The sequence below is a fragment of the Brevundimonas sp. genome (assembly GCF_032055285.1).
GTDB lineage: Bacteria > Pseudomonadota > Alphaproteobacteria > Caulobacterales > Caulobacteraceae > Brevundimonas.
Map to the genome: position 1 here is coordinate 1 of NZ_DAMBRE010000014.1, position 25,017 is coordinate 25,017.

The window sequence follows — 25,017 nt, forward strand, 5'->3', positions numbered from 1 at the left end:
TAAAGCGTACAGAGCGGCCCCCGGAGCAATCCGGGGGCCGTTTCTGCATGCGGCCCACAGGACGGCGGACGCGAGCCCTGCGCGGGTCCTCGTGGGGAGATTGATCTGGGTCAAAACTTGGTTCTGGCTTGACCATAATGCATTGAAAATCATCGATATTAACGAAGCGACGGCGATGTCGGCGCATGGCTTCCCTGCGAAAGGGATAAGCATGACTGACATTGATTGGCCGCGCCGTGCGGGCCTGTCCGGCGCGCTGGACGAAGCGGCGATCGTGGCGATCACGGATCGCGCCGGCGAGATCCTGTACTGCAATCAGAAGTTCGCCGACGTCAGCGGCTACAACTGTGCCGAACTGGTCGGGCAGAACCACAGGCTGGTCAACTCCGGCCACCATCCGCGCGCCTTCTTCCAGAATCTGTACCGGACCATCGCCGGCGGCGCCGTCTGGCGCGGCACGATCCAGAACCGCAACAAGAACGGCGAGATGTACTGGGTCGACACCACCATCGTGCCGAACCTCGGCGAAGACGGGCGCCCCGAGACCTATACCGCGATCCGGTTCGAGGTTTCGGACCACATTCGGGCTCTGAAGGCTCTTGAGGTTGCGCAGGAGGAGGCGCGCCGCGCCGCCCAGGCGCGCGACCGCTTCTTCGCCAACATCAGCCACGAGGTGCGCACGCCGCTTAACGCGGTCTTGGGTCTGGCCTCGGCCCTGGCGCATACGTCGCTGACGAACCGACAGGCGCAGATGCTGTCTCTGATCACCGGTGCGGGCGATTCTCTGCGGCGGGTGCTGGACGACATGCTGGACCTGTCCAAGATGCAGGCGGGTCAGTTCCGCCTGACCCCGGCGCCCTTCGACCTGCGCGCTGACATCGCGGCGGTTGTGGAGATGCGGACGGCGACGGCCGAGCCGCGCGACGTGACCTTGTCGGTGGCGTTTTCGGAAGCGGCGTCGGGAAGGGTGCTCGGCGACGGCGTGCGGATCACCCAGATCGTGTCCAATCTGGTGTCGAACGCCGTGAAGTTCACGCCGACCGGGACGGTCGAGGTGCGGGTCGATCTGACGACTGACGGCGCTGGGGATCAGTTGCGGATCGAGGTGCAGGACACGGGGATCGGCTTTGATCCTGAAACGGCGGCGCGCCTGTTCCATCCCTTTGTTCAGGCCGATGACACCATCTCGCGTGAGTTTGGCGGTACGGGGTTGGGCCTGTCGATCTGCCGTTCCCTGGCGGAACTGATGGGGGGGCGGATCACGGCTGCGTCCACGCCGGGCGAAGGCAGTCTGTTCACAGTCGTCCTGCCCATCGAGAGGCTGTCAGAGACGGTGGATGGCACGGAAGAAGGGGATGGCGGTCTGGCGGCCGAGGCGTCGCAGATCCTGCTGGTCGAGGACAATTTCGCCAATCAGATGGTGGTGCGCTGCCTGCTGGAACCCCTGGGCTTTGGCATCGTGACGGCGGACAACGGGCGCGAGGGCGTGGACCGTTTTCTGGGCGGCGACTTCAGCCTGATCCTGATGGACATGCAGATGCCGGTCATGGACGGGCTAAGCGCCATCGCCGAGATTCGTGCGCATGAGGTCCAGCAAGGGCGGCGACGCACGCCCATAGTCATGCTGACGGCCAATACGACGGACGCCCACCATGAACGGGCCATGAGGGCGGGGGCGGACGCCTTGGTCGCCAAGCCGGTGACGCTGGAAATCCTGCTGGCCGGCCTGCGCCACGGCGCAGCGGCGGCTGAGGCTTGGTCGCGTACGGAGATCGCCGCCTGATTGAATCGTCTGGCGGAACCGCGGCCGCGCCGTGACGTTGCTGCTGGTTGTTAAGAAATGGGTAACCATAGATGCGGCGCGCGATCCGGCTGGGTTTGTTCATCGGCACCATCATTGGCATGAGCGCCTGCGCGTCGGCGCCCGATCCTGAAGGGCGAGCTTCGTCGGGCGCCTATGGCTCGATTGGGGTCGGACGCACCTTCTAGGCAATCAAATGCTGGCGTAGCAGGGCGATCGGCCTTATTGTCGCCGCGCGGACGCCGGTTGTCGCGCCGCGCCGCGGGTCTTTCCCCTTTCGATGTTGACCATCGCTATCGCCGTCGTGCTGCTGCTTGTGGTGCTGAACGGCCTGTTCGCCATGACCGAGCTTGCGGTCGTTTCATCGCGTAAATCCAAGCTCCAAAGTCGTGCTGAACGCGGGGATCGCGGCGCCAGGACGGCCCTGAAGCTGTCTGAAGAGCCGACGCAGTTCCTTTCGGCGGTTCAGGTCGGCATCACCCTGATCGGGATTCTGGCGGGCGCCTATGGTCAGGCGACCATCGCGGGTGAACTGGACCGCATCCTGGAAACCAGCTTCCCGGCCTTCGCGCCCTATTCCGAGATCGCCTCGACGGCCCTGGTGGTCGTGCTGATCACCTATGTTTCGCTGATCGTCGGCGAACTGGTGCCGAAGCGTCTGGCCTTGATCTTCCCCGAGACGATCGCCTCGAAGATGGCGGCGCCGATCTCGACCATGGCCCTGGTGATGAAGCCCTTTGTCCTGCTGCTGACGGCCTCGACCTCGGGCATCCTCAAGGTCATGGGCGTGAAGGACCGCGACGGTTCGGACGTCACCCAGGAAGAGGTCGAGAGCATTCTGGCCGAAGGCACGTCCGCCGGTCTGATCGAGCCTGAAGAACAGGTGATGATCGAGGAAATCTTGCGCCTGGGCGACCGCGCCGTGCGCGTGGCCATGACGCCGCGCCACGAGGTCTTCTGGATCGCCCTGGACGACCCCGAGGAGGTCGTGCGCGAGGAAATCCGCACCTGCCCCTATTCGCGGATCGTGGTGGCGCGCGAGAGCGACATCGATAACCCCCTGGGCGTGGTCCACAAGAAGGACCTGCTGGACGCCCTGCTGACCGACGGCTCCTACGACATTGAAAAGCTGGTCGCCGAGCCGGCCTTCATTCCGCAGTCGACCTCGGTGCTGAAGGCGCTGGAGATCCTGAAGGGCTCAAAGGTCCACATGGCCTTCGTGGTCGATGAATACGGCGCCTTTGAAGGCGTGGTCACGGCGACCGACCTGCTGGAGATGATCGCCGGCGATTTCAACGAGAGCCACGACGAGCAGGACCTGTCGATCCGCAAGCGCGAGGACGGCTCCTGGGCCGTGGACGGTCAGGCGGATCTGGACGAGCTGGGCGACGAACTGGGCGAGGATTTCGGCGAGCACGAGAGCTTCCATACGGTCGCCGGGCTGGTGCTGCACCACCTGTCGCGGCTGCCGCACGAGGGCGAAATCCTGCAACTGGGGCGGTTCGAGGTCGAGGTGCTGGATATGGACGATCGCCGGATCGACAAGTTGCTGTTCCGGGCGATCATCCCGGGGCAGGGAAGCGGCCCCACCGACACGGATTGATCGGGCGGCGAGCCGCTCACTCAAAACGAAGAAGCGCACGTCCGGTCAGCGGGCGTGCGCTTTTTCATGCATGGTCCAGGGGCGTCAGTTCTTGGTCTTGTCGCCCATGTTGCTCCACACCGAGGCGAATCCGAGGGCGGCCATGAAGACCAGGAAGGCCGAAACAATAGCGGCGATGACGGGAACGACGTCTGCGGGCATGGGGTGTCTCCTTTGATCCCAGCAAAGCCGTTTGCGGATGGCTTCGCCTTGATGGAGATCAAAGGCACGCGAAGGGATCAGGCCGTCGTCGCGGCCCTTCGCGGCGCCATCTGAACCACGCCGGACGGCGCCAGGCCCGTCACCGTCAGGTGTTGGTGGCACAGAGCCAGAGGCGCGGGGCGATGGCTGATCAGGATCAGGCCCTGGCCGGTGCGTTCCAGGCGTTGCGCCAGCCGTTCCAGCACCCGCGCCTCGGTGGCGGCGTCCAGACCTTCGGTGGGTTCGTCCAGCACCAGCCAGGGCGCGGGACGCAGATAGGCGCGGGCCAGGCCCAGGCGACGACGTTCGCCGCCCGACAGGCGGGCGCCGTTCTCGCCCAGAGGCGCGTTCAGACCGGCGGGCGCCGCACGGATGCGGTCAGCGAGATCGGCGTCTTCGAGCGCGGCCCACAGGGCGTCGTCATCGGCGCCCGGCAGGGCCAGCTTCAGGTTCTCTCGCACCGTGCCGGCCAGCAGCACGGCCTGCTGCGGGGCGTAGGCGAACAGGGCGCGCGCGGCGTCGGGGGCGGTTGCGGCGGCATCGACGCCGCCCAGCGTCGCTTCGCCGGGCAGGGGTGTGCGTAGGTGCATCCAGCGCTCGATCAGGGTGGTCTTGCCGGCTCCTGACGGCCCGGTCACGGCCAGACGCTGCGGCGGCGTCAGCGCCAGATTGGCGGACGGCAGGCCGATGGCCGGGCTGACGGGTGTGGCTGACGCGGCCGGAGCCGCTTCCAGCAGTTCGCCCAGCCGGTCCACCGCCGCTTCGACCGCGCCGTTGTGGCGGAAGGCGGTCAGCAGGGCGCCGGCGCTCTCGACCGTGGTGACGGCAGCCAGAATCGCCAGGGCGATCAGGGGCGGGGAGGCGGCCCCGGCAGTGGCCATCACCCCGACCACGGCCAGGGCCATGGCGACCGACTGGGTCAGCATGATCCAGCCGCCGGCCGAGGCCAGATGTTCGGTCGCGCCTTCCAGCACCGCGCCATTCTCGGCCAGACGATCCTCGGCCCAGGGCTTGACGCCATAGGCTTGCAGTTCCGGCGCGGCGGCGGCCAGGGCGGCGAACTGGGTCTTCAGATCGCCGGACGCGGCCTGCACCGCGCGACCCGCCGGGTCGGCCAGCCAGCGACCCACGAGGGCGGCGGCGATAACGCCGAGCAGCGCGGCGGCTGCGATGGCGACGGCGGTCGTCCAGCCGGTCAGCAGGGCCAGGCCGAGCCCGGCCATCAGACCGGCGGCGGCGCCCCAGGGCGCGGACAGGCGCACGAAGCGGTTCTGAACCGCGTCAACGTCCTGAACCATCCGCGAGGAGGCTTCGCCGCCCGCCAACGTCAGAGCGCGGCTTGCGGGGCCGCGCGCGACGCCCTCGAACAGCTGAGGACGCAAGACGGCCAGGGCCTTCAGCGCGGCGTCATGGCCGGTGATGCGCTCGCCGTAGCGCGAGCCGGTGCGGACGATGGCGAGGAAGCGGATCAGGGCGCTGGGCACCATGAAGTTGAAGCTGTGGGCCACCAGGGACCCCGCAAGACCGGCCAGGGCCGAGGCGGTGATGAACCAGCCGGACACGCCCAGAAGCAGGACGGCGGCGGCGGACACCAGGGCGGCGCAGACGGAGGCGGCCAGAAGGCGGGCACCCTGACGGCGCTCCTGCGCCCGGATCAGGGACTTGAGGCGGGCGACGCCGGACATGTTCGGTACGTTCACAGCCGCACCACAACGTCGGCCAGTTCGGCGACGGCCTCGGAATGGGTGGCGATCAGGGTGGTGCGGCCTTCGGCGGCGGCGCGGATGATCGGCAGCAGGGCGGCCTCCGACGCGGCGTCCAGATTGGCGGTGGGTTCGTCCAGCAGCAGGATCGGCGCAGGCTTGAGGAAGGCGCGGGCCAGACCCAGCCGCCGCCGCTCGCCGCCCGACAGACCGCCGCCGCGCTCGTCGATGAGCCGATCCAGGTCGCCGGTGAAGCCGGCGCGGGCCGCGGCCTCCATGACGCGCGACGAGGAGGCGCCGCGCCAGGCCAGGGCGATGTTCTCGGCCAGGGTTCCGGGCGCCACGACCGGCGCCTGCCCGGCCCAGGCGACCCAGCCGGTCAGGTCGGGATGCTCCGACAGGCGCGCCTCGCCGACCTCGACCTCGCCGCCGGTCAGCGGCGACAGGCCGAGGAAGAGGTGCAACAGGCTGCTCTTGCCCGATCCGCTGGCCCCCAGCAGGGTCACGGTGGCGCCCGGCGCGATCTCCAGATCGAACCCGGTCAGGACGGGCGCGCCCGCCTCATAGGCGATGGCGACGTCACGAAAGGTGATGGCCGGGGCGCCGGCGGGAACCGCCGGGCGCGCCGCTACGGGGGCTGCGTCCTCGGTCAAGGCCCTCAGGCTGGGCACGGCGGCCTCGGCGGCCTGGCGGTCATGATAGGCGGCGGCCAGGCGGCGCATCGGCGCATAGACCTCGGGCGCGAGGGCCAGCAGGAAGAAGGCCCGGGTCAGGCTCAGTTGCTCGGGCGCCGGGAAGGGCAGAAGCTTCAGCAGGTTGAAGCCGCAATAGACGGCGACCAGCGCGACCGCCAGGGCCGAGAAGAACTCCAGAATCGCCGAGGACAGGAAGGCGATCTTCAGCACCTTGCCGGTGCGCCGGGCGAGGTCGTTGGAGGCGCGGGCGATCACCGCCGTCTGCTGCGCCTCGGCCTGGAAGGCCAGGATGGCGGGCAGGGCGCGGATGCGGTCGAGGAAGAGGCCGGACAGCCGCTCCAGCGCCTGGAACTGACGGCGGCTCTCGGCCCCGGCCGCCATGCCGGTCAGGGCCATGCCGATGACGAAGGGCAGCAGGGTGAAGATGAGGATGCCGGCGGTGAAGGGGCTGACCACGGCGGCGACGGCGATCAGCAGAAGCGGCGTCACGGCGGCGGCCATGCGGGCGGGGAGGAAGCGCGAGACATGGCCGTCCAGCGCCTCAACCCCCTCGACGGTCGCGGTCATGGTCTCGGCGTCTGACAGGCGGCCTGAGAAGGCGCCGTTCAGGACCTGACGCCGCAGGTCGCCCTTGACGGCGCGGGCGGCGCGGGCGGCGACGACGGTGGCGCATTGCGCCAGCACGCCGCGCACCAGCAGGGCGGCGACCGCCAGGGCGGCGCCGGGCAGGGCTAGGCTGAAGCCTTGCGGCAGGGCGCCGACCGCCAGACCCAGACCCGCAGCGAACCCTACGGCCGGAACCGCGTCGGCGATCACCAGCCCGCTGGCCAGGGCCATGATCCGCTTGCGCGGGGCAAGCGCCGTCTTCAGCCATTGGGCCGGATTGGCGTCTGCTTCGATCGGCTGGGCCGTCATCGTCTCTCCTGCTCCGTCCGCGCGAACAGACATAGACCAGCGCGAAGGCGCATTGGGCGAATCGTCCTTGTGACGAAACAGCCTTGGGCGAAACGCCGTCTAGAGCGAGTCGTCGCGTCTGGGCTTTGATCAGGATCAAGGCGCGCCCAAGAGCGTTGCCTTAGGTTATAGTCGAACGCCGGTCGATGGGGGCTGGCGGTCAGGAGCCTGAGCCCATGATCGACCTGGCGGTCGTAGACCTGTCGCGCCTTCAGTTCGCACTGACGGCGCTATACCACTTTCTGTTCGTGCCCCTCACACTGGGCCTCTCCTTCATGCTGGTCATCATGGAGAGCATCTATGTGATGACGCGGCGGCCCATCTGGCGGACGATCACCCGCTTCTGGGGCACGCTGTTCGGCATCAACTTCGTTCTGGGCGTGGCCACGGGCCTGACCATGGAGTTCCAGTTCGGCATGAACTGGTCCTACTACTCCCACTATGTCGGCGACATCTTCGGGGCGCCGCTGGCCATCGAGGGCCTGATGGCCTTCTTCATGGAGGCGACCTTCGTCGGCCTGATGTTCTTCGGCTGGGACAAGCTGAAGCCCCACGCCCACCTGTTCGTCACCTTCATGGTCGCCCTGGGCACCAACCTGTCGGCCCTGTGGATCCTGGCCGCCAACGGCTGGATGCAGAACCCGGTCGGCGCCGCCTTCAACCCCGACACCATGCGCATGGAAGTCACCGACTTCATGGCGGTGATCTTCAACCCGGTGGCCCAGGCCAAGTTCGTTCACACCGTGTCGGCCGGCTATGTCTGCGCCGCCGTGGTCGTGCTGGGCATTTCGGCCTTCTATCTGCTGAAGGGCAAGCACGTCGGCTTCGCCAAGCGGTCGATGACCGTGGCCGCCGCCTTCGGTCTGCTGTCGTCGCTGTCGGTCGTGGTTCTGGGCGATGAGTCGGGCTATGCCCTGACCGACAACCAGAAGATGAAGCTGGCCGCCCTGGAAGCCATGTGGCGCACTGAACCGGCGCCCGCCGGTCTGACCGCCTTCGGCCTGCCCAGCCTGGAAGACCGTCACACCCATTTCGAGGTCAAGATCCCCTATGTCCTGGGCCTGATCTCGACCCGCAGCATCGACAAGCCGGTGATCGGCATTCTTGAGCTGGTCGCCGTGGCCGAGGACCGCATCGAGCGCGGCGTCGTCGCCTATGACGCCCTGGAGAAGGTCAAGGCCGACCACACCGACATGGCCGCCCGCGCCCAGTTTGAATCGGTGCGCAACGACCTGGGCTATGGCCTGCTGCTGAAACGCTATGTCGCCGATCCGCGTCTGGCCACGCCGGAGCAGATCAAGCAGGCCGCCTGGGACACCGTGCCCAATGTGCCGCTGATGTTCTGGGTCTTCCGCATCATGGCCGGGATCGGCTTCCTGATGATCGGCCTGTTCGCCACCGCCTTCGTCCTGTGCACCCTGCGCAAGCATGAAACCAAGTGGTTCCTGCGTCTGGCCGTCCTGGCCATTCCCCTGCCGTGGATCGCCATCGAGTCCGGCTGGGTCCTGGCCGAGGTGGGTCGTCAGCCCTGGGCCGTGGAGGGCGTCCTGCCGACCTTCCTCGGCGCCTCGAGCCTCAGCGTGCCGCAACTGTGGACCACGATCGTCTGCTTCACCCTGCTCTACGGCGCCCTGGCCGTGGTGGAGGTCAGCCTGATCCTCCGCACGATCAAGAAGGGTCCGTTCGCCGAACAGGAAGCCCGCGAAGCCGACGCCAGCACGGAAGGCGAACCGGCGGTCGCCTGACCCCGGTCGTTGAAGGAAAAGAGAGATGGAACTCCCCCTCGACTACACCACCCTCCGCCTGATCTGGTGGGGACTGCTGGGCGTGCTGCTGATCGGCTTCGCCCTGACGGACGGCTTCGATATGGGCGTCGGCGCCCTGCTGCCCTTCGTCGCCAGGACGGATGAAGAACGCCGCATGGTGATCAACACCGTCGGCGCGACCTGGGAAGGCAACCAGGTCTGGTTCATCGTCGGCGGCGCGGCGATCTTCGCCGCCTGGCCGCAGGTCTATGCGGTCAGCTTCTCGGGCTTCTACCTGGCCATGTTCCTGGTCCTGTCGGCGCTGATATTGCGGCCTGTGTCCTTCAAGTATCGCTCCAAGAGGCCCGAGGCGCGCTGGCGCTCCATGTGGGACTGGGGCCTGTTCATCGGCAGCTTTGTCCCGGCCCTGGTGTTCGGCGTCGCGGTCGGCAACGTCCTGCTGGGGGCGCCCTTCCGTCTGGATAGCGATCTGCGCAGCTTCTACGAAGGCAGCCTGCTGGGCCTGTTCACCCCCTTCACCCTGATCTGCGGCCTGCTGTCCGTCTCCATGCTGGTCCTGCACGGCGCGGCCTGGCTGTCGGTCAAGGGCGAGGAAGGCGTGGTGCTGAAACGCGCCCGCGCCATCGGTACGGCCGCCGGTCTGGCCAGCCTGGTCCTGTTCGCGGTCGGCGGCGCCTTGGTGGCCTTCGGCGACATGGGCTTCCGTATCACCGGCGCGGTCGATACGGGCGGCGTCTCCAACCCCCTGCGCACGGCGGTCGAGGCCGCGCCCGGCGCCTGGCTGGACAACTACGGCCGCTATCCGTGGATGGTCATCGCCCCGGTCCTGGGCTTCGCCGGCGCCGTGATCGGCCTGCTGGGCATGTGGCGCAAGTCGGCGGCCCTGGCCTTCGGCGGCTCGTCAGCCTCGGCGGTGGGGATCATCTCGACGGTCGGTCTGTCGATGTTCCCCTTCATCCTGCCCAGCTCGATCAACGCCCAGTCCAGCCTGACCGTCTGGAACGCCTCGTCCAGCCACACGACCCTGTTCATCATGCTCATCGTGGTGGCGGTCTTCCTGCCCTTCGTCCTGTTCTACACCGCCTGGGTCTACAAGGTGCTGTGGGGCCGCTCGAGCACGGCGGCGCTGAAGACCAACCCCGACCTCTACTGATCCCGCGAAAGGAGATCATCCCATGTGGTATTTCGCCTGGATCCTGGGCCTCGGCCTGGCGGTGGCCTTCGGCGTCCTGAACGGCCTCTGGCACGAGTTCCGCCTGTTCGACGAAGGGGACGAGGGGCGCTCAGAGCCCTGACTCTATCGTTCAATGCAATCAGCCTCCTCGATCTCGGTCGGGGAGGCTTTTTCGTGGGGTGTGAGTTTCCACCGTCGCTGACAGTTCATCGTCACCCCACAAGTCCCTGTCATCCTCGGGCTTGGCGTCGCGCGGCTGGACAACCCGACCCTCGGGTCAAGCTCGAGGATGACGGCGGGAGGGGATGCTGACGGTTGAACGGAGGGCTGGCGGGTTCGCGGACAGGCCGGGGCCGAGGCGCCCCGAAGTGCGGCCCAGTCAGCCTGCGCCTTCGCCCAGGGCCTTCAGCGCCGCAGGATCGGGCAGGGCCACCTCGTTGTTCGGCAGCAGCTGAATCAGGCCCGAGGTCTTGAATTGGGTGAAGACCCGGCTGACCGTCTCGATGGTCAGGCCCAGGTAGTCGGCGATGTCGAGGCGGGTCATGGGCAGGTGGACGCGGCCCTCAGCGCCGCCCAGATGCACCTGCCGCGCCGACAGACGGGTCAGGAAGCTGGCGATGCGTTCGCGCGCTGTCTTGCGGCCCAGCAGCACGATCTGCTCCTGCGCCGCCATCAGCTCGTCGCCCGCCATGGCCACCAGGCGGTGCTCCAGCGCGGGCAGGGCGTTCAGCAACTGATCGAAGTCACCGCGCCGGAAGCGGCAGGCGCTCAGCGGCGTCAGGGCCTCGGCGGTGAAGCTGGACGGCCCGCGCCCGCCCAGACCCAGAAAGTCGCCCTGGAACAGGAAACCGGTGATCTGGCGCCGCCCGTCGGGCAGCAGGCGATACAGCTTCACCGCCCCGTCGACGACGTTGAAGACAAAGGGATTGGGATCGCCCTCATGGAACAGGGCCTGACCCGGCTGGGCCGACACGGTCTCGCTGGCGCAGGCCATGCTCTGCAACTCATGACCCTTCAGGTCGGCGCAGACGCCCAGAGGCCGCGCTCCGCAGGTCGCGCAGGGGTGGATGTCTTCGAGACGAACGTCCGAGGCTTCGGCCAGGGCGGCGGTGCAGGCGGTCATGGTCGGCTCCAGCATTCCGCCGCAGCCTAGCTGAACGGGAACCGCTTTCGAAGTGGGCAGGCTGTCCTAGGCTTAGCGCCTAGTCTTCGGCGTAGCGCAGCCTGGCTCCCAGCTTGTGGGCCAGGGCGGTCAGCTCGACGGCCAGGCTCTGTCGCACCAGAGGCCGTACCCCCATTTCCCGCACCACGAAGGGACCGGCCCACAGGGTCTCGCCGTATTCCAGATCCGGCTGGCGCCACCAGCTGACGAAGCCCAGGACGCCGCCGCGCTGGGTGCGGGCGCTGAGGATGCCGCGACTGTCGGGGGCGGCGCGCCAGTCCCGAAGGAAGGCCCGCCACTGATCGGGTCCGAGGTCGGGGCGCCACAGCTGCGCCAGGGCGAACTCGGCGGGGGCCTCGGCCTCGGTCAGGGGAACGACATCCAGGCGCGGGGCGTCCGGCATCAGGCGGGGCTCGGTCATGGAACCATTTCGCCCGGCGTCGGCTGATTTACATTGATCTGCGTCAAGGTGATCCTGCCGCGCCCGCAGCACGATCCGCGAATACGGAGGACAGGCCATGAGCGTTTCAGACTATGCCAACCCGACGCCGATTCACGGCGCGGCGGTGGCGGCGATCCTCAAACTGCTGAACGCCCAGCGCCTGATGACCTTGGCCTGCAACCGCGCTGACGGCCGCCCTCAAGCCGCCACCCTCGGCTATCTGAACGACGGGCTGAACCTCTATTTCGTCACGGCGCGCGACAGCGAGAAGCTGCGCAACATCACCGCAGACCCGCGCGTCGGCGTGGCCATTCGCGGCGAGGCGGGGGAGGGCGAGGCCGTCGGCGTTTCCATCGACGGTCGCGCCGAAGAGGTGACCGACGGCGACGAGGTCGAGCGTCTGAACGACCTGATCATCGCCCGCTCGCCGGACGTCAGCCCCTACGCCCCCGGCGGCGACTCGGTGGCAGTGGTGAAGGTGATTCCCGAACTGGTCGAAGCCGTGGCCGTGGTGGACGGCCGCAGCCGCGCCCAGACCTTCTCGATCGGGGATCCTGACCGGGTCGTGCACGGCGTCAGCTATGAACCCAGCGCCGTAGCGCGGCTGTTCTGAACAAAGCTGCGCATCTATCGACGGTTATCGTGAAACGCCCCTTGAAATGCGTTCGGCCGTCAGGCATATGCGCCCCTCTGGCGAGGTTAGCGCCGTCGAGCTTGCTCACGGCGCATTGATCTTTGTCCGGGACACTAGGAGTGTAGCTCAGCTGGTAGAGCATCGGTCTCCAAAACCGAGGGTCGTGGGTTCGAGTCCCTCCGCTCCTGCCATTCCCCCTGTCGCAGTCGCTTGGGAGTTCCCATGTGAGGCGACAGGTTCCAGAGGTTGAAGAGACGTCATATGGCCAAGGCGAAGACCCCCGGCGGTCGCCGCACCGTGGGAAACCAGACCGCAGCCGCCGCATCCGGCGCCGCCACGGTCGCCGTTGACGCGCCTGCACCCAAGAAGAAGACGTCGCCTGCCCAGTTCTTCAGCCAGGTTCGCGCTGAAGCCCGCAAGATCGTCTGGCCCAGCCGCAAGGAGACCTGGATCACCTCGGTGATGGTCTTCATCATGGTGCTGATCGCCTCGGCCTTCTTCTGGATCGTCGATACGGGGCTGAGCTTCGCGTCCCGCTTCATTCTCGGCCTTGGCCAATAAAGGAGACGCGCACATGAGCGATGCAGCGCCCAAGCCGGCGGCCAAACCCCGCCACAAATGGTATATCGTCAACGCCTACTCGAACTTCGAAAAGAAGGTCGCGGAACAACTGCGCGAGCAGGCGAAGCAGCAAGGCCTTGAAGACGCCTTCTCCGAAATCCTGGTTCCGACCGAGGAAGTCGTCGAGATCCGTCGCGGCCGCAAGGTGAACTCGGAACGCAAATTCTTCCCCGGCTATGTGCTGGTGAAGATGGAGATGACCGACAACGCCTATCACCTGGTCAAGAATACGCCGAAGGTCACGGGCTTCCTGGGCGCTGCGGGCGGCACCAAGCCCCTGCCGGTCTCGGAGCGTGAAGTTCAGAACATCATCGGCGCCGTGGAAGAGGGCGTCGAGCGTCCGAAGCCCACGATCCATTTCGACATCGGCGAGACCGTCAAGGTCATCGACGGTCCGTTCGCCAGCTTCGACGGTCAGGTCGAGAGCGTCGACGAAGACAACGCCCGCCTGCGCGTGGCCGTCTCCATCTTCGGTCGCCCGACCCCGGTGGATCTGGAATACAATCAGGTTGAGAAGACCGCGGGCTGATCGGCCTGCCATTTCGAGCCTTTGCAGCGGCGGCCCTCCGGGGCCGCCGTTTTGCGTTCCGGAGGCGGCGTCTGAACCTGCGTCTCGCGCATAATCCCGGGCGCCAACGCCAAGGAAAGCTTGGGGTTGAGAGATTTCGCGGCTCGTCTTCCAGCCGGGTTCGCGGACCGGCCTAGGCTGCGGCCGTTTGCCTCCGCGCTACGGCTCAGCAGGAAGATTTCAGACGATTCAGACGAATTGGACTCTGTTTTTCCCTCTCCCGGCGGGAGAGGGCTTGAGCCTCGGAGAGCCGAAGGCGATCCGCGAAGGCGAAAGGGTGAGGGGCTAGGTTTTCAGTCGGCGTGAGCCGTGGCGCTCGATGTTTGGACAGGCGCGTGCTTGAAATCTGGGGGATTGCGACGGCTTCGCCGATGCAGGCCGCGAACCCTCACCCTTTCGCCTTGGCCAATCGCTTCGCACTTGGAGGCTCAAGCCCTCTCCCATCAGGAGAGGGTTCAGGAAACTCGCCACCCGATCCCTTCATTTGCCTTCGCGGCCCGGTCCTGTTAAACGCGCGCCTTCGCTGGACGGCCCTCGAGTCGCCCGGCGGCAAATCCGTGGGAGGCAGCCATGCCAGACCACGGCTCACCGGCCCCCTCGGTTTCTGTCGGGGTCATTCATAGGAGAGACCAATGGCCAAGAAAATTCTCGGCTATATCAAGCTGCAAGTGGCGGCCGGCTCGGCCACCCCTTCGCCCCCGATCGGCCCGGCTCTGGGTCAGCGCGGCGTCAACATCATGGGCTTCTGCAAGGAGTTCAACGCGCGCACCGAGAAGGTCGCCAAGGGCACCCCGCTGCCGACCGTCATCACGGTCTATCAGGACAAGTCCTTCACCTTCATCACCAAGACGCCTCCGGCCACCTTCTACCTGAAGCAGGCCGCCGGCATTAAGTCGGGCGCCAAGCTCGTCGGTCGCGAGACCGCCGGCAAGGTCACGCAGGCGCAAGTCCGCGAGATCGCTGAAGCGAAGATGAAAGACCTGAACGCCAACGACATCGACGCTGCCATGCGCATCATCGAAGGCTCGGCCCGCGCGATCGGCATCCAAGTGGTGGAGGGCTAATCCATGGCTAAGCAAACCAAGGCTCAGAAAGCCCGCACCGGCGTCACCCAGGAGCTGATGTCGTTCTCGGACGCCATCAAGCTGGTCAAGGACAACGCCAAGGCCAAGTTCGACGAGTCGATGGAAATCGCCGTCAACCTGGGCGTCGACCCGCGTCACGCCGACCAACAGGTCCGCGGCGTGGTCAACCTGCCGTCGGGCACCGGCCGCGACGTCCGCGTCGCCGTCTTCGCCAAGGACGCCAAGGCTGACGAAGCCCGCGCCGCCGGCGCTGAATACGTCGGCGCCGAAGATCTGTACGAGCAGATCAACGGTGGTCTGATGGACTTCGACCGCGTCATCGCTTCGCCCGACATGATGGCCCTGGTCGGCCGTCTGGGTAAGGTGCTGGGTCCGCGCGGCCTGATGCCGAACCCCAAGGTCGGCACCGTGACCCCGAACGTCGCCCAGGCCGTCAAGGACGCCAAGGGCGGCGCCGTCGAGTTCCGCGTCGAGAAGGCTGGTATCGCTCACGGCGGCATCGGCAAGGTCTCCTTCACGCAGGAAGCCCTGGAAGCCAACGTCAAGGCTTACGTGGACGCTCTGAACCGCGCCAAGCCCTCGGGCGCCAAGGGCACCTATGTGAAGCGCATCACCCTGTCGTCGACGATGGGCCCGGGCTTCAAGGTCGATCCGGCTTCGCTGGTCTGATCTCGGACTTCAGTCTGAACTGCGAAAGCGGCGGAGAGCAATCTCCGCCGCTTTTTCGTTGACCCGTGTCGCCGAGTGGGCAAGGCGAAGCTTTCAGGGGGAGGCGAATATATGTGGCGATCTATCATCGGTCTTTGCGCCGCTTTAGTCATGCTGGGAGCGCCTCTATCGGCTAGTGCGCGTGACGAGGCGTCGGAACGCCTTGATCTGGCCTATCGCTTTGTCGCCCTGATGCAGGTCGAGGACATGGCCAAGGCGATGGAGCAGTCCTTTGTAGGTCTGTTTCCGGCTACAGCGAGCATGAATCCCGAGGATGCCCGTGCCGTTCAGGAAACCGTGGCCGAGATGATGCAGGAATATATGCCTGCCCTCTTCAAAGCCATGGCGCCGGTCTATGCCGAAATCTTCACGTTGGAAGAATTGCGCGCGCTTGTTGCCTTCTATGAGAGCGATGTTGGGCGCTCGATGGTGCGCAAGAGCTATGACGCAGCGCCGCGTATCGGTGTCGTGGCGCAAACAGTTCTGCCGCCTGTGCTGGAACGCGCCATGGATCGACTCTGCGATCGCCTGGAGTGCTCGGCTCAAGAACGGCAGGAAATGAAGTCAGCGCTTAGGGGACAGGCTGGACAGGCGGCATCTGCCAAATAGAGGCCGCCTGTCGCCCGGCTCAGTAGCCGACCGTGAAGCGCCGGCGGCTGTGCTTGGGCGTCTCGATTTCGTCAGCCATGGCGATGGCGTAGTCGGGGAAGGAGATGGCGCTGTGGCCGTCCGCCCCGACCAGCAATGCGTCGCCTCCCAGACGGAACTGGCCCGTCCGTTCGCTGCCGTCGAATACGGCTGAAGGCGACAGGAAGGTCCAGTCCAGGTCGTCTTCCTGACGCAAGCGATCCAGGAAGCGGCCGCCGGCGGCGGCTTCGGCCTTGTAGATATCCGGGAAGTCTGGGGTGTCGATGACCTTCAGGCCCGGCGCGGCCTCCAGGCTGCCGGCTCCGCCGACGACCAGATAGCGCGGCGCGCCCGCCGCCTTGACCGCCCCGATCAGGGTTTCGGGGTTGGCATCGACGAACATGATGGCGCTGACCACGGCATCCGCACCCTTGAGGAGGGAGGGGAGGGTGGCGGCGTCGTTGGCGTCGCCGCTGACGGCGGTGATCCCTGCGCCGGTCGGGATGCGGGCGGGGTTGCGGGCCACGCCCGTTACCTGATGGCCGCGACGGGCCAGTTCCCTGGTGATTTCCGATCCGGCGCGGCCGCTGGCGCCGATGACTGTGACTTTCATGGGGAGGACTCCATAGGTTACCAATGGAGACCAGGTGTGATATTGGAAGCGACCATGCAAGAAGGCACCGAAACCTCATCAGGTCACCCGGCGGAAACCGCGCCGGCGCTTTGGCGCGGCGACGTCTATGCCGCCAACTGTCCAACGCGGTTGTTGCTCGACCGCATCGCCGACAAATGGACCGTTCTGCTTCTGACCACGCTGGCGGACGGCCCGATGCGCTTCAACGCCCTGAAGCGGCGCGTCGAGGGGGTGTCGCAGAAGATGCTCAGTCAGACCCTGCGTCAGATGGAGCGAGACGGTCTGGCGACGCGTTCGGTCGAAGCGACGGCGCCGATCTCCGTCACCTATACGATCACCCCGCTGGGGCTGGCCCTGGTCCAGGCCTTGCAGCCGATCATCGACTGGGCGGAGACGCGAATGCCGGAGGTGGAGCTGGCTCAGGCTGCCTATGATCAACGGGCAGTCTAGGCCGTCTGAAAGTCGCGCTGGGCCTTCATCATTTCGGTGATCAGAAGCTTTTCCTTGTCGTCCAGATAGGGGTTCCAGACGTCGAAGATCAGGATGACGCGCAGGTCGTCGGCGTCGTTCCAGGCTTCATGCTCGATGGTGTCGTCGAACACCCAGGCCTTGCCCATTTCCCAGGGGCGGGTCGTGTTGCCGACGCGGAAACGCGCCGGGCCAGGCAGGATGATCGGCAGGTGGGCCAGCAGGCGGACATTCGACGACCCCGTGTGCGCCGGGATATGGGTGCGTGGCTGCAGGGCTGAGAACATGGCCGTCGGGGCAAAGCCGTCCTGATCCGCCATGGGCAGGCTTTCCAGCAGGGCGGCTGTGCGTGGGCAGCGATCACAGACCGCGTCCTGGCGGCGACCGTCCTTCCAAAGGAACAGCGAACTCCATTTGCGGGAGTGGTTCAACTCGCCCCACTGATTGACCGGCGCGCCCTTGGGATAGGCGATGTAGGGCGAGAATTCATCCATGGCCGTATTTAGCAGGTTCGCCAGTTCCTCCTGGATGAAGGGGGTTGCCTCCTCGAGCGTGGACAGCCAGGGAAACAGGCTGCGGTCGTAGAAGGGGATGATCGGCAGACGAGGATAGTTCAGCAGCAGGGGTTGTTGTTTCGGCGGCTGGATCAGGCCGGCGTAGATCTCCAGGCCTTCGTCGAATCGATCGAGGGCCGCTTCGCCTACATCGGCGCGCAGCCCCGCCAGGCGCTCACGCATGAACTCGCCGAGCGCGCGCGCATGCTGTTCGACCATCCGGGCGGCGTAGTCCATCTGGGTCGTGACGGCGGGCGGACAATGAGCGCGGGGCGGGGCGATCTTGAGCGCATTGCGATAGACCTCAACCGCCGCCTTGGGCTGGTTGATCTTTTCCAGCATGGCGCCCTTGGCCAGCAGAGCCGTGAAGTCATAGGGGCGCATGTCCAAGGCGTCGTCGAGGACCGCGAGCGAGCCATGATAATCGCCAAGCAGGCGCAGAGCGACAGCCCGGTTCAGCGTGGCGTTGTGCGTGCGTCCCAAGGCGTCGGCCTTGTCCAGCAAAGCCAGAGCCTGGCGGGGATCCCGGCGCGCTAACGCCTGACCGGCCTGGATCAGGAACTGCTCCTGGGCTGGACTGTGGTCTGGCATGCGCACTCCCCAATGCGGACACAAACATGAACTGTGCGTAATGTTGCACCGCAAGAGGTTCGTCACAACGCGGATTGTGGGAAACCGTGATTTCCGTATGCGGACGACTTGACGGCGGGGGGGTAATTCCGGTCTTGGGGCCTTGTCGCCTAGCGCGGCCCTTTCGGAGACGACTGATGCTGAGCTGGTTCCAGGCCCTGTTGCCCAAGGAAGACAACTTCTTTCGCCTGTTCGACGCCCACGCCGCCACCCTGGTGAAGGGCGCGGAGGCCCTGCGCGGAATGCTGGACGGCGGCGAGGCCACGTCCGGTTGGTGCCAGAAGATCGTCGATCACGAACATGAGGCCGACGAGGTCGCGCGCGAGGTCCTGTTCGCCGTGCGCCGCAGCTTCATCACGCCGTTTGACCGCTCGGACATTCGCGGCCTGACCAACTCGCTGGACGACACCATCGACCAGATGCAGAAAACGGCCAAGGTCGTCACCCTGTACGAGGTGCGCGACTTCGCCCCCAAGATGCGCGAACTGGCCGACATCGCCGTTCAGTGCGGCGCCCTGACGGCCGAGGCGGTGTCCCTGCTGCCGGCCATGCGCAAGAACCATGACCGGTTGAACGAACTGACCGAACAGATCGCCCGTCTGGAGAGCCAGAGCGACACCCTCTACGATGAGGGCATGAAGGCGCTCTATGAGTTGCACCGCCACGACATGACCGGCGGCAACACCCTGGGCTTCATCATCGGCGGTGAGATCTACGACCACCTCGAGAAGGTCATCGATCGGTTTGAGGATGTCGCGAACCGTATCAACGGCGTCCTGGTCGAGCACCTGTAGGACCCGATGGATCACGCCCTCCTGATCCTGGTCTTCCTGATCGGCGTCGCCCTGCTGTTCGACTTTCTGAACGGCCTGCACGATGCGGCCAATTCGATCGCCACCATCGTCGCGACGCGCGTCCTGCCGCCGATCTATGCGGTCGGCTGGGCGGCCTTCTTCAACTTCATCGCCTTCCTCTTTTTTGGCCTGCACGTGGCCGACACCATCGGGCGGGGCATCATCTCGCCCGACGTGATTTCGGACCAGGTGATCTTCGGCGCCCTGATGGGGGCCATCAGCTGGAACGTCATCACCTGGCTGGCGGGGATTCCGTCGTCCAGCTCGCACGCCCTGGTCGGCGGCTTGCTGGGCGCGGGCATCGCCAAGGCGGGGACCAGCGCGGTTGTCCTGGCGGGGGTGCTGAAGACGGTGGGCGCCATTTTCATGTCGCCGGCCATCGGCTTCCTGCTGGCCTTGCTGCTGGTGCTGATCGTGTCCTGGCTGTTCGCCAAGGCCAATCCCGCCTTCGCGGACCGAATCTTCCGGGGGCTGCAGTTTGTCTCGGCCTCGGCCTATTCCCTGGGGCACGGCGGCAATGACGCGCAGAAAACCATGGGAATCATCGCCATCCTGCTGTACTCGCGGGGCATGCTGGGCGGCGAATTCCACGTGCCCTTCTGGGTCGTCATCACCTGTCAGGCGGCCATCGCCTTGGGCACGCTGTTCGGCGGCTGGAAGATCGTCCACACGATGGGCTCGCGCATCACGCGCCTCAGCCCGCAGCAGGGGTTCTGCGCCGAGACGGGCGGGGCCATCACCCTGTTTGCCGCGACCAGCATGGGCATTCCGGTGTCGACCACCCACACCATCACCGGCGCCATCGTCGGCGTGGGCGCGGCCAAGCGGGTCTCGGCCGTGCGCTGGAGCGTGGCGCGGAGCATTGTCACCGCCTGGTTCATCACCATGCCCGCTGCTGCGGCCATCGGCGCCATCTTCTACTTCCTCGGCGGCCTGTTCCTGACCTGATGACCGTTTCGGCCCGAACAGAGACGTCAGAGAACCGCCAGGTCGCAGCCCTGCCGTGGCGACAGGGCGAGAACGGCTTGGAGGTGATGATGATCACCTCACGCGAGACGCGCCGCTGGGTCATTCCCAAGGGCGGCCGCATGGTCGGCAAGACCGACCCCCAGGCGGCGGCTCAGGAAGCCTATGAGGAGGCGGGCATCCAGGGCGAGACGCTGGAGGCTCCCGTTGGTCACTTCCGCTACGCCAAGCGGCTGAAGTCGGGCGCCGAGCAGGCCTGCGTCGTCGCCGTCTATCCTTTGGAAGTGCTGATCCAACTCGGCGCCTGGCCCGAGGACCAGCAGCGCCAGCGCCGCTGGATGCCCCAGGTCGAGGCCGCAGAAGCGGTGCACGAAGCGGATCTGGCAGAATTGATCCGGAATTTCCGACCCCAGTAGGGAGTAGTGGGCGGGAAGCGTGGCGAGCATTGTTCGTTTTGGCTATGAGGGAGCAGGAGAAGTTCCCATGCGCCCTCTCGCCGTTATCGCCGCCATCATCAGCCTGGCCTTCGCAACCCCCGGCGTGGCGCAGACCACTGAACGTCAGGCCTTGGCTGAGCGGTACGTGGAACTCTCCATGGTCGGCATAGACAAGACGCTTCAGAGCTTGCTCGACGCTCAGATCGCCCAGTGGGACGCATCCGTACCGACGGAACAGGCGAGGTGGTTTCGCCGACATGCGCTGCAGATCATGCAGACGCATATGCAGCCCATGATTGATGAAATGAGCCGCGACTACGCCGAGCGCTTTAGCGAAGCCGAACTCAGCGCCTTGGTCGGCTTCTATGAAACCCCTATGGGGCGGGGAATAGCCCGCAAGCAGTTGGAAGCCGGCGTAGCGCAGAGCCAGGCCATGCAGCAGTTCGAGGTCGCCTATCTTACCGATCTGATGACCAAGTTCTGTGCCGAGTTCGATTGCGACGGCGCGCCTCCCAAGGGAACGGCCGCAGCAAAGCCTTCAAGCCATTGATTTCCTCACTCAGCCGTGTATAGAGCGCGGCTTCTCGTCAGGGCTTCGGCCTTGGCGGATCCTGTCCGAGAACTTCGGGACGCGGGGGTCGCCTGCGTCATAATCGTCAGAGAGCCTTCTGACGCCGTGGGGAGATGGGGATGCAAAGACCTTTCATCCAGCCGTTTTCGGCCGGATAGGCCTGCTTCCTTCGGACAATAAGACCGGCCTGAACGCTGTGCAGCGATGCATGGCGCTTAAGCCAAATCCGTCGTCGGGAATTAGCCCGGCGGCGAATACCAAAACTGGAGACCGCAATGGACCGCGCACAAAAAGCCGAGTCGATCGAATCGCTGAAAAGCGTGTTCGCCGACGCGGGCGCCGTGGTCGTGACCCACAACCTGGGTCTGACCGTTGCGGAGATGGAAGACCTGCGTGGTCGCCTTCGTAAAGAAGGCGGCGCGTTCAAGGTGGTGAAGAACCGTCTGGCGCTGAAGGCGCTGGGCGTCGAGGAAGGCTCGGCCTACCACGATCTGTTCAAGGGTCCGGTGGGCATCGCCTACGCCGCTGATCCGGTCACCGCTGCGAAGGTCGCGGCTGAATTCGCCAAGGGCAACGACAAGTTCAAGCTCGTCGGCGGTTTCATGGGCGACAAGGTGCTGGACGCTGCTGGCGTCGACGCCCTGTCCAAGCTGCCGTCGCTGGACCAACTGCGTGGCAAGCTGATCGGCCTGCTGCAAGCCCCGGCGACCAAGGTTGCTGGCGTCCTGCAAGCACCCGCCGGCCAACTGGCTCGCGTCTTCAACGCGTACGCGACCAAAGACGCCGCCTAAGCCTCGTCATCTCTGCATATCTCTCTGAACCTCATCCTACCGAAGGAAGACTAAAATGGCTGATCTCGCCAAGATCGTTGAAGAACTGTCGGCTCTGACCGTCCTGGAAGCCGCTGAACTGTCGAAGCTGCTGGAAGACAAGTGGGGCGTCTCGGCCGCCGCTCCGGTCGCCGTCGCTGCTGTCGCCGGTGGCGCTGCTCCGGCTGAAGCCGCCGAAGAGCAAACCGAGTTCACCGTTGTCCTGGTTGACGGCGGCGACAAGAAGATCAACGTGATCAAGGAAGTCCGCGGCGTCCGCACCGACCTGGGTCTGAAGGAAGCCAAGGACCTGGTCGAAGGCGCTCCGCAGAACGTCGTCGAGAACGTCTCGAAGCAAGTCGCTGAAGAGCTGAAGAAGAAGCTCGAAGAAGCCGGCGCCAAGATCCAGATCAAGTAAGATCGGATTTTGCGCTTCGGCCTTCGGGCCGAGGCTCAGACTTCAAGGAACGGGTCGGAGGGAAACCTCCGGCCCGTTTTCTTTTGGGCGCGACTGGCGGGGCGGGCAGGCCGGGACCATCTCAGCCGCTCACGCAAGGATGCCCCCCATGAAGATCCTGATGGTGCTGACGTCGCACGACCAACTTGGCGACACCGGCCACAAGACCGGCTTCTGGCTGGAAGAGTTCGCCGCCCCCTATTACGCCCTGAAGGACGCAGGGGCCGAGATCGTCATCGCCTCGCCGAAGGGCGGGCAGCCGCCGCTGGACCCCAAGAGCGACGCCGAGGACGCCCAGAGCGAGGACACGCGCCGCTTCAAGGCCGACGCCGCGGCGCAGGCCGCGCTGGCGACCACGCAGCGTTTGGCCGACCTGAAGGTCGAGGATTTCGACGCCGTCTTCTATCCCGGAGGTCACGGGCCGCTGTGGGACCTGGCTGATGATCCGGCTTCCATCGCCCTGATCGAGGCTTTCGCCGCGGCCGGCAAGCCGACGGGCTTCGTCTGCCATGCGCCGGGCGTGCTGAAGGATGTGAAGGGCGCGGACGGCCAGCCGCTGGTCAAGGGGCGGGCGGTCACTGGCTTCACCAACAGCGAGGAAGCCGCCGTGGGCCTGACCGAGGTCGTGCCCTTCCTGGTCGAGGACATGCTGACGGCCAACGGCGGGCGCTACAGCAAGGGCGTGGACTGGGCCTCCCATGTCCTGACGGACGGGACCCTGGTCACCGGCCAGAACCCGGCCTCGTCGCGTGAGGCGGCGGAGGCTCTGCTGACGCTGCTGGAAACCTAGATGCGAAAACGGCCCGGGATCGCTCCCGGGCCGTTTCTGTATTCAGCGCGCCTTAGCGGCGGCGCGGAGCCAGAATGTCGCCTAGACGGTCCGGCGTGTCGGGGATGCGTTCCAGGCGCGGGTAGCGCAGGCCGTCGTGGTAGTCGAAGGCCACGGTGCGGTAGCGGTCGCCGTTCTTGAGCAGCAGGCTGAGCGGCTTGTCCGTGCCCTTGGCGGCGGTGACGGCGTCGCGCAGGACCTCGGCCGAGGCGGCGCGGTCGTTGACGGCGGCTAGTTCCCAGCCGGGGCCGATGTCGGCCTCGAAGGCGCGACCGCCCCAGCGGATGCCGGTCAGCTTGTTCGACGAGGACAGGGTGAAGCCCAGCGAGTACTGGAAGTCGGTGGCCCAGCCGGACTGGATGCGCTTCTCGCCGGCGGTCAGGCTGTCGGTGTAGGTCAGGCGGTAGCCGCCGCGCGCCAGGCCGTCCAGCGGGGCCTTGGCGTCCGGGCCGCTGGCGTCCAGACGGGTGCGCAGGAACCCGGCCCAGTCGTGCGGGTGGACAGCGTTCAGGGCCGCGACCACGTCATCGAAGGTGTAGCCGCGCGGGGCGTAGGAGCCGTCGTCGCCGCCGAAGAAGCCCTTGGCGAAGTCGTCCAGCGACTTCTTGCCGCCCGTCGCCTCGCGGATCAGGGTGTCGGCGTCCAGCCAGATCAGCAGGCTTTCGCGGTAGTAGTCGCCGGTGCCGCGCATCCACGACGAATAGGGATTGCTGGTCCGGTAGCCGAGCAGGTTGTGGTTGTTGACGTCCTGCAGCGGGCGCCATTCGCGGCCCGGCTGGTTGTCATAGAAGGCGGCGTTCTCCGCCACGGTGACCAGAATGTCCTCCTTGGAGGCCAGGCCCGAGCGGGCCGTCAGCACGTCGCCCCAGTATTCCGTCTGGCCTTCATAGACCCACAGCAGGGTGTTCTGGGTCGGGATGTTGTGGTTGGCGGTCAGCTCGTCCGCAGGGCGCTGGCGCTTGCCGTTCCAGGCGTGGACGAACTCGTGCGGGAGCAGGCCGACCGCGCCCATGCTCTTGCCCCAGTTGGTGAAGAAGTCAGTCGGGACCGAGTTCTCGGACGAGCGGTGATGCTCCAGGCCGATGCCGCCCATCTTCGCCGTGGCGGCGACCAGGAAGTCGTAGCGGTCATAGGGGCGGGCGCCGAACAGGCGGTCGGTCTGGGTGACCAGGTTCTCGAACCAGGCGATCTGCTCCGGCGTCGGGGCGATGTTCTTGGCCTCGTCGGCCACGATGTTCAGATGAACCGCCTCGCCGCGCGGGTCGATCTCGATGCGCTGGAAGTGGGCGCCGCCGAACAGGGGGCTGTCGATCAGAGTATAGAGGTCGGTCGGACGGAAGGTCGCCACGCCGTTCTCATAACGCTCGGTGTCCAGGGCTACGCCGTACTTCCAGCTCTCGGGCAAGCGGATCGACGGGGCGAAGGTGATGCCGGTCGAGCGGTAGCCGGCGGGGTAGAGCAGGGCCTTCTCCCACTGCAGGTTGACCATTTCCGGCGTCATAACCACGCGCCAGGTCGAGTTGTCAGGCTGGGTCAGCCACTGGAACTCGACCACGATCTCGTCCACGCCCTGCGGCACGTCGATGTGGAAGGCGTTGGGGTCGATGGTGTCGCGCAGCCAGTCGATGCGGGCGCCGCCGCCCGTCACGGTCACGCCCGAGATCAGCTGGATCGGGCCAGTGGCGGCGTGGTTGCCCGGCAGGAACTTGGGATAGAGCAGGACCAGCGGGCCCGCCTTGACCGGCATGGTCTGGCGCACGCGGACGATCTTGCGTTCGACGTCGGTGGCGTCGACCTCATACTTGATGACGCCGGGGTAGGTCTCGGCGGTCGGGGCCGGGATCGGCGGCAGGGCGCGGGGCAGGCCGAGCGGCGTGTTCTGGGGCGTGGGCGCGGCCGGCGCCTGCGGGCCGGTCCAGACCTGCGGGGCATGAGCCAGGGCGGTCGAGGCGACCGAGGTCAGCAACAGGGCGAGGGCGGCGGCGGGCAGGCGTCGGGTCATCGGGTATCCAGGACTCAGAGGTA

Annotated in this window: 26 protein-coding genes and 1 tRNA gene; 20 read left to right on the forward strand and 7 right to left on the reverse strand. The window is 66.2% G+C overall.

What is annotated here, in order from left to right; genetic code table 11:
• Positions 1-211: 211 nt before the first annotated feature.
• Both RTY13_RS17230 and RTY13_RS17235 read left to right on the forward strand, forming a co-directional pair.
• Positions 212-1,783: an ATP-binding protein gene (locus tag RTY13_RS17230; protein ID WP_312785361.1), complete on the forward strand. Its 1,572-nt coding sequence runs from the start codon at positions 212-214 to the stop codon at positions 1,781-1,783.
• Between the two features lie 298 nt (positions 1,784-2,081).
• A complete protein-coding gene (locus RTY13_RS17235) occupies positions 2,082-3,404 on the forward strand; it encodes a hemolysin family protein (protein ID WP_312785362.1) in 1,323 nt (440 codons plus the stop codon).
• A gap of 278 nt (positions 3,405-3,682) precedes the next feature.
• Here the strand turns inward: RTY13_RS17235 and RTY13_RS17240 are convergent, their stop codons facing one another.
• A complete protein-coding gene (locus tag RTY13_RS17240) occupies positions 3,683-5,329 on the reverse strand; it encodes an ATP-binding cassette domain-containing protein (RefSeq protein WP_312785363.1) in 1,647 nt (548 codons plus the stop codon).
• 11 nt (positions 5,330-5,340) lie between these two features.
• Positions 5,341-6,957, reverse strand: coding sequence for a thiol reductant ABC exporter subunit CydD (cydD, locus tag RTY13_RS17245; RefSeq protein WP_312785364.1), 1,617 nt, complete (start codon positions 6,955-6,957; stop codon positions 5,341-5,343).
• A gap of 218 nt (positions 6,958-7,175) precedes the next feature.
• On the opposite strand from cydD, the gene RTY13_RS17250 reads away from it, so the two are divergent.
• Genes RTY13_RS17250 through cydX form a run of 3 tightly spaced genes read left to right on the forward strand, consistent with a single transcriptional unit; the run spans position 7,176 to position 10,057 of the window.
• On the forward strand, positions 7,176-8,741 hold the full coding sequence (locus tag RTY13_RS17250; RefSeq protein ID WP_312785395.1) for a cytochrome ubiquinol oxidase subunit I: 1,566 nt from the start codon (positions 7,176-7,178) through the stop codon (positions 8,739-8,741).
• A gap of 25 nt (positions 8,742-8,766) precedes the next feature.
• On the forward strand, positions 8,767-9,915 hold the full coding sequence (gene cydB, locus RTY13_RS17255; RefSeq protein WP_312785365.1) for a cytochrome d ubiquinol oxidase subunit II: 1,149 nt from the start codon (positions 8,767-8,769) through the stop codon (positions 9,913-9,915).
• 22 nt (positions 9,916-9,937) lie between these two features.
• Positions 9,938-10,057 (forward strand): cytochrome bd-I oxidase subunit CydX, encoded by a 120-nt coding sequence (gene cydX, locus RTY13_RS17260; protein WP_181543479.1) that lies wholly within the window; start codon positions 9,938-9,940, stop codon positions 10,055-10,057.
• A gap of 258 nt (positions 10,058-10,315) precedes the next feature.
• Here the strand turns inward: cydX and RTY13_RS17265 are convergent, their stop codons facing one another.
• On the reverse strand, positions 10,316-11,059 hold the full coding sequence (locus RTY13_RS17265; RefSeq protein WP_312785370.1) for a helix-turn-helix domain-containing protein: 744 nt from the start codon (positions 11,057-11,059) through the stop codon (positions 10,316-10,318).
• A 79-nt stretch (positions 11,060-11,138) separates the two neighbouring features.
• Positions 11,139-11,519 (reverse strand): hypothetical protein, encoded by a 381-nt coding sequence (locus tag RTY13_RS17270; protein ID WP_312785372.1) that lies wholly within the window; start codon positions 11,517-11,519, stop codon positions 11,139-11,141.
• Positions 11,520-11,616: 97 nt separating this feature from the next.
• Between RTY13_RS17270 and RTY13_RS17275 the strand changes: the two genes are divergently transcribed.
• The 7 genes from RTY13_RS17275 to RTY13_RS17305 all read left to right on the forward strand — a co-directional run bounded on the left by RTY13_RS17275 (position 11,617) and on the right by RTY13_RS17305 (position 15,765).
• Positions 11,617-12,153 (forward strand): pyridoxamine 5'-phosphate oxidase family protein, encoded by a 537-nt coding sequence (locus RTY13_RS17275; RefSeq protein ID WP_312785373.1) that lies wholly within the window; start codon positions 11,617-11,619, stop codon positions 12,151-12,153.
• Positions 12,154-12,289: 136 nt separating this feature from the next.
• Positions 12,290-12,365, forward strand: a tRNA-Trp gene (locus RTY13_RS17280).
• A 70-nt stretch (positions 12,366-12,435) separates the two neighbouring features.
• Positions 12,436-12,735, forward strand: coding sequence for a preprotein translocase subunit SecE (gene secE, locus RTY13_RS17285; protein ID WP_312785374.1), 300 nt, complete (start codon positions 12,436-12,438; stop codon positions 12,733-12,735).
• A 13-nt stretch (positions 12,736-12,748) separates the two neighbouring features.
• Entirely contained in the window at positions 12,749-13,324 is a 576-nt protein-coding gene (nusG, locus tag RTY13_RS17290; RefSeq protein ID WP_312785375.1) for a transcription termination/antitermination protein NusG, read from the forward strand.
• A gap of 671 nt (positions 13,325-13,995) precedes the next feature.
• Complete coding sequence (gene rplK / locus RTY13_RS17295; RefSeq protein ID WP_292082345.1) at positions 13,996-14,427, forward strand: 50S ribosomal protein L11; 432 nt, start codon at positions 13,996-13,998, stop codon at positions 14,425-14,427.
• 3 nt (positions 14,428-14,430) lie between these two features.
• Positions 14,431-15,117 (forward strand): 50S ribosomal protein L1, encoded by a 687-nt coding sequence (gene rplA, locus RTY13_RS17300; protein ID WP_312785376.1) that lies wholly within the window; start codon positions 14,431-14,433, stop codon positions 15,115-15,117.
• Positions 15,118-15,228: 111 nt separating this feature from the next.
• The gene (locus tag RTY13_RS17305) at positions 15,229-15,765 is read left to right on the forward strand and encodes a DUF2059 domain-containing protein (RefSeq protein ID WP_312785377.1); all 537 of its coding nucleotides are present in this window, start codon (positions 15,229-15,231) and stop codon (positions 15,763-15,765) included.
• 19 nt (positions 15,766-15,784) lie between these two features.
• On the opposite strand, the gene RTY13_RS17310 is transcribed toward RTY13_RS17305, so the two are convergent.
• The gene (locus RTY13_RS17310; protein WP_312785378.1) at positions 15,785-16,396 is read right to left on the reverse strand and encodes an NAD(P)-dependent oxidoreductase; all 612 of its coding nucleotides are present in this window, start codon (positions 16,394-16,396) and stop codon (positions 15,785-15,787) included.
• A gap of 54 nt (positions 16,397-16,450) precedes the next feature.
• On the opposite strand from RTY13_RS17310, the gene RTY13_RS17315 reads away from it, so the two are divergent.
• Entirely contained in the window at positions 16,451-16,867 is a 417-nt protein-coding gene (locus RTY13_RS17315) for a helix-turn-helix domain-containing protein (protein WP_312785379.1), read from the forward strand.
• On the opposite strand, the gene RTY13_RS17320 is transcribed toward RTY13_RS17315, so the two are convergent.
• Complete coding sequence (locus tag RTY13_RS17320) at positions 16,864-18,030, reverse strand: aspartyl/asparaginyl beta-hydroxylase domain-containing protein (RefSeq protein WP_312785380.1); 1,167 nt, start codon at positions 18,028-18,030, stop codon at positions 16,864-16,866. The two genes, RTY13_RS17315 and RTY13_RS17320, sit on opposite strands and share 4 nt — an antisense overlap.
• A 176-nt stretch (positions 18,031-18,206) precedes the next feature.
• Here RTY13_RS17320 and RTY13_RS17325 point away from each other — a divergent pair, with 176 nt between their 5' ends.
• The 7 genes from RTY13_RS17325 (at position 18,207) to RTY13_RS17355 (ending at position 22,953) form a co-directional block, all read left to right on the forward strand.
• Positions 18,207-18,863, forward strand: coding sequence for a DUF47 domain-containing protein (locus RTY13_RS17325; RefSeq protein WP_312785381.1), 657 nt, complete (start codon positions 18,207-18,209; stop codon positions 18,861-18,863).
• Between the two features lie 6 nt (positions 18,864-18,869).
• Complete coding sequence (locus RTY13_RS17330; RefSeq protein WP_312785382.1) at positions 18,870-19,871, forward strand: inorganic phosphate transporter; 1,002 nt, start codon at positions 18,870-18,872, stop codon at positions 19,869-19,871.
• A gap of 86 nt (positions 19,872-19,957) precedes the next feature.
• Positions 19,958-20,305, forward strand: a complete 348-nt coding sequence (locus RTY13_RS17335; protein WP_312785383.1) for an NUDIX domain-containing protein — start codon at positions 19,958-19,960, stop codon at positions 20,303-20,305.
• Positions 20,306-20,372: 67 nt separating this feature from the next.
• On the forward strand, positions 20,373-20,876 hold the full coding sequence (locus RTY13_RS17340) for a DUF2059 domain-containing protein (RefSeq protein WP_312785384.1): 504 nt from the start codon (positions 20,373-20,375) through the stop codon (positions 20,874-20,876).
• Between the two features lie 296 nt (positions 20,877-21,172).
• Positions 21,173-21,688 carry a 50S ribosomal protein L10 gene (rplJ, locus tag RTY13_RS17345; protein ID WP_312785385.1) on the forward strand — a complete coding sequence of 172 codons (516 nt, stop codon included), beginning with the start codon at positions 21,173-21,175 and terminating at the stop codon, positions 21,686-21,688.
• 55 nt (positions 21,689-21,743) lie between these two features.
• Entirely contained in the window at positions 21,744-22,124 is a 381-nt protein-coding gene (rplL, locus tag RTY13_RS17350) for a 50S ribosomal protein L7/L12 (RefSeq protein WP_312785386.1), read from the forward strand.
• A gap of 148 nt (positions 22,125-22,272) precedes the next feature.
• On the forward strand, positions 22,273-22,953 hold the full coding sequence (locus RTY13_RS17355; protein ID WP_312785387.1) for a type 1 glutamine amidotransferase domain-containing protein: 681 nt from the start codon (positions 22,273-22,275) through the stop codon (positions 22,951-22,953).
• Positions 22,954-23,005: 52 nt separating this feature from the next.
• Here the strand turns inward: RTY13_RS17355 and RTY13_RS17360 are convergent, their stop codons facing one another.
• On the reverse strand, positions 23,006-24,994 hold the full coding sequence (locus RTY13_RS17360) for a peptidase M61 (RefSeq protein WP_312785388.1): 1,989 nt from the start codon (positions 24,992-24,994) through the stop codon (positions 23,006-23,008).
• Between the last annotated feature and the right edge of the window lie 23 nt (positions 24,995-25,017).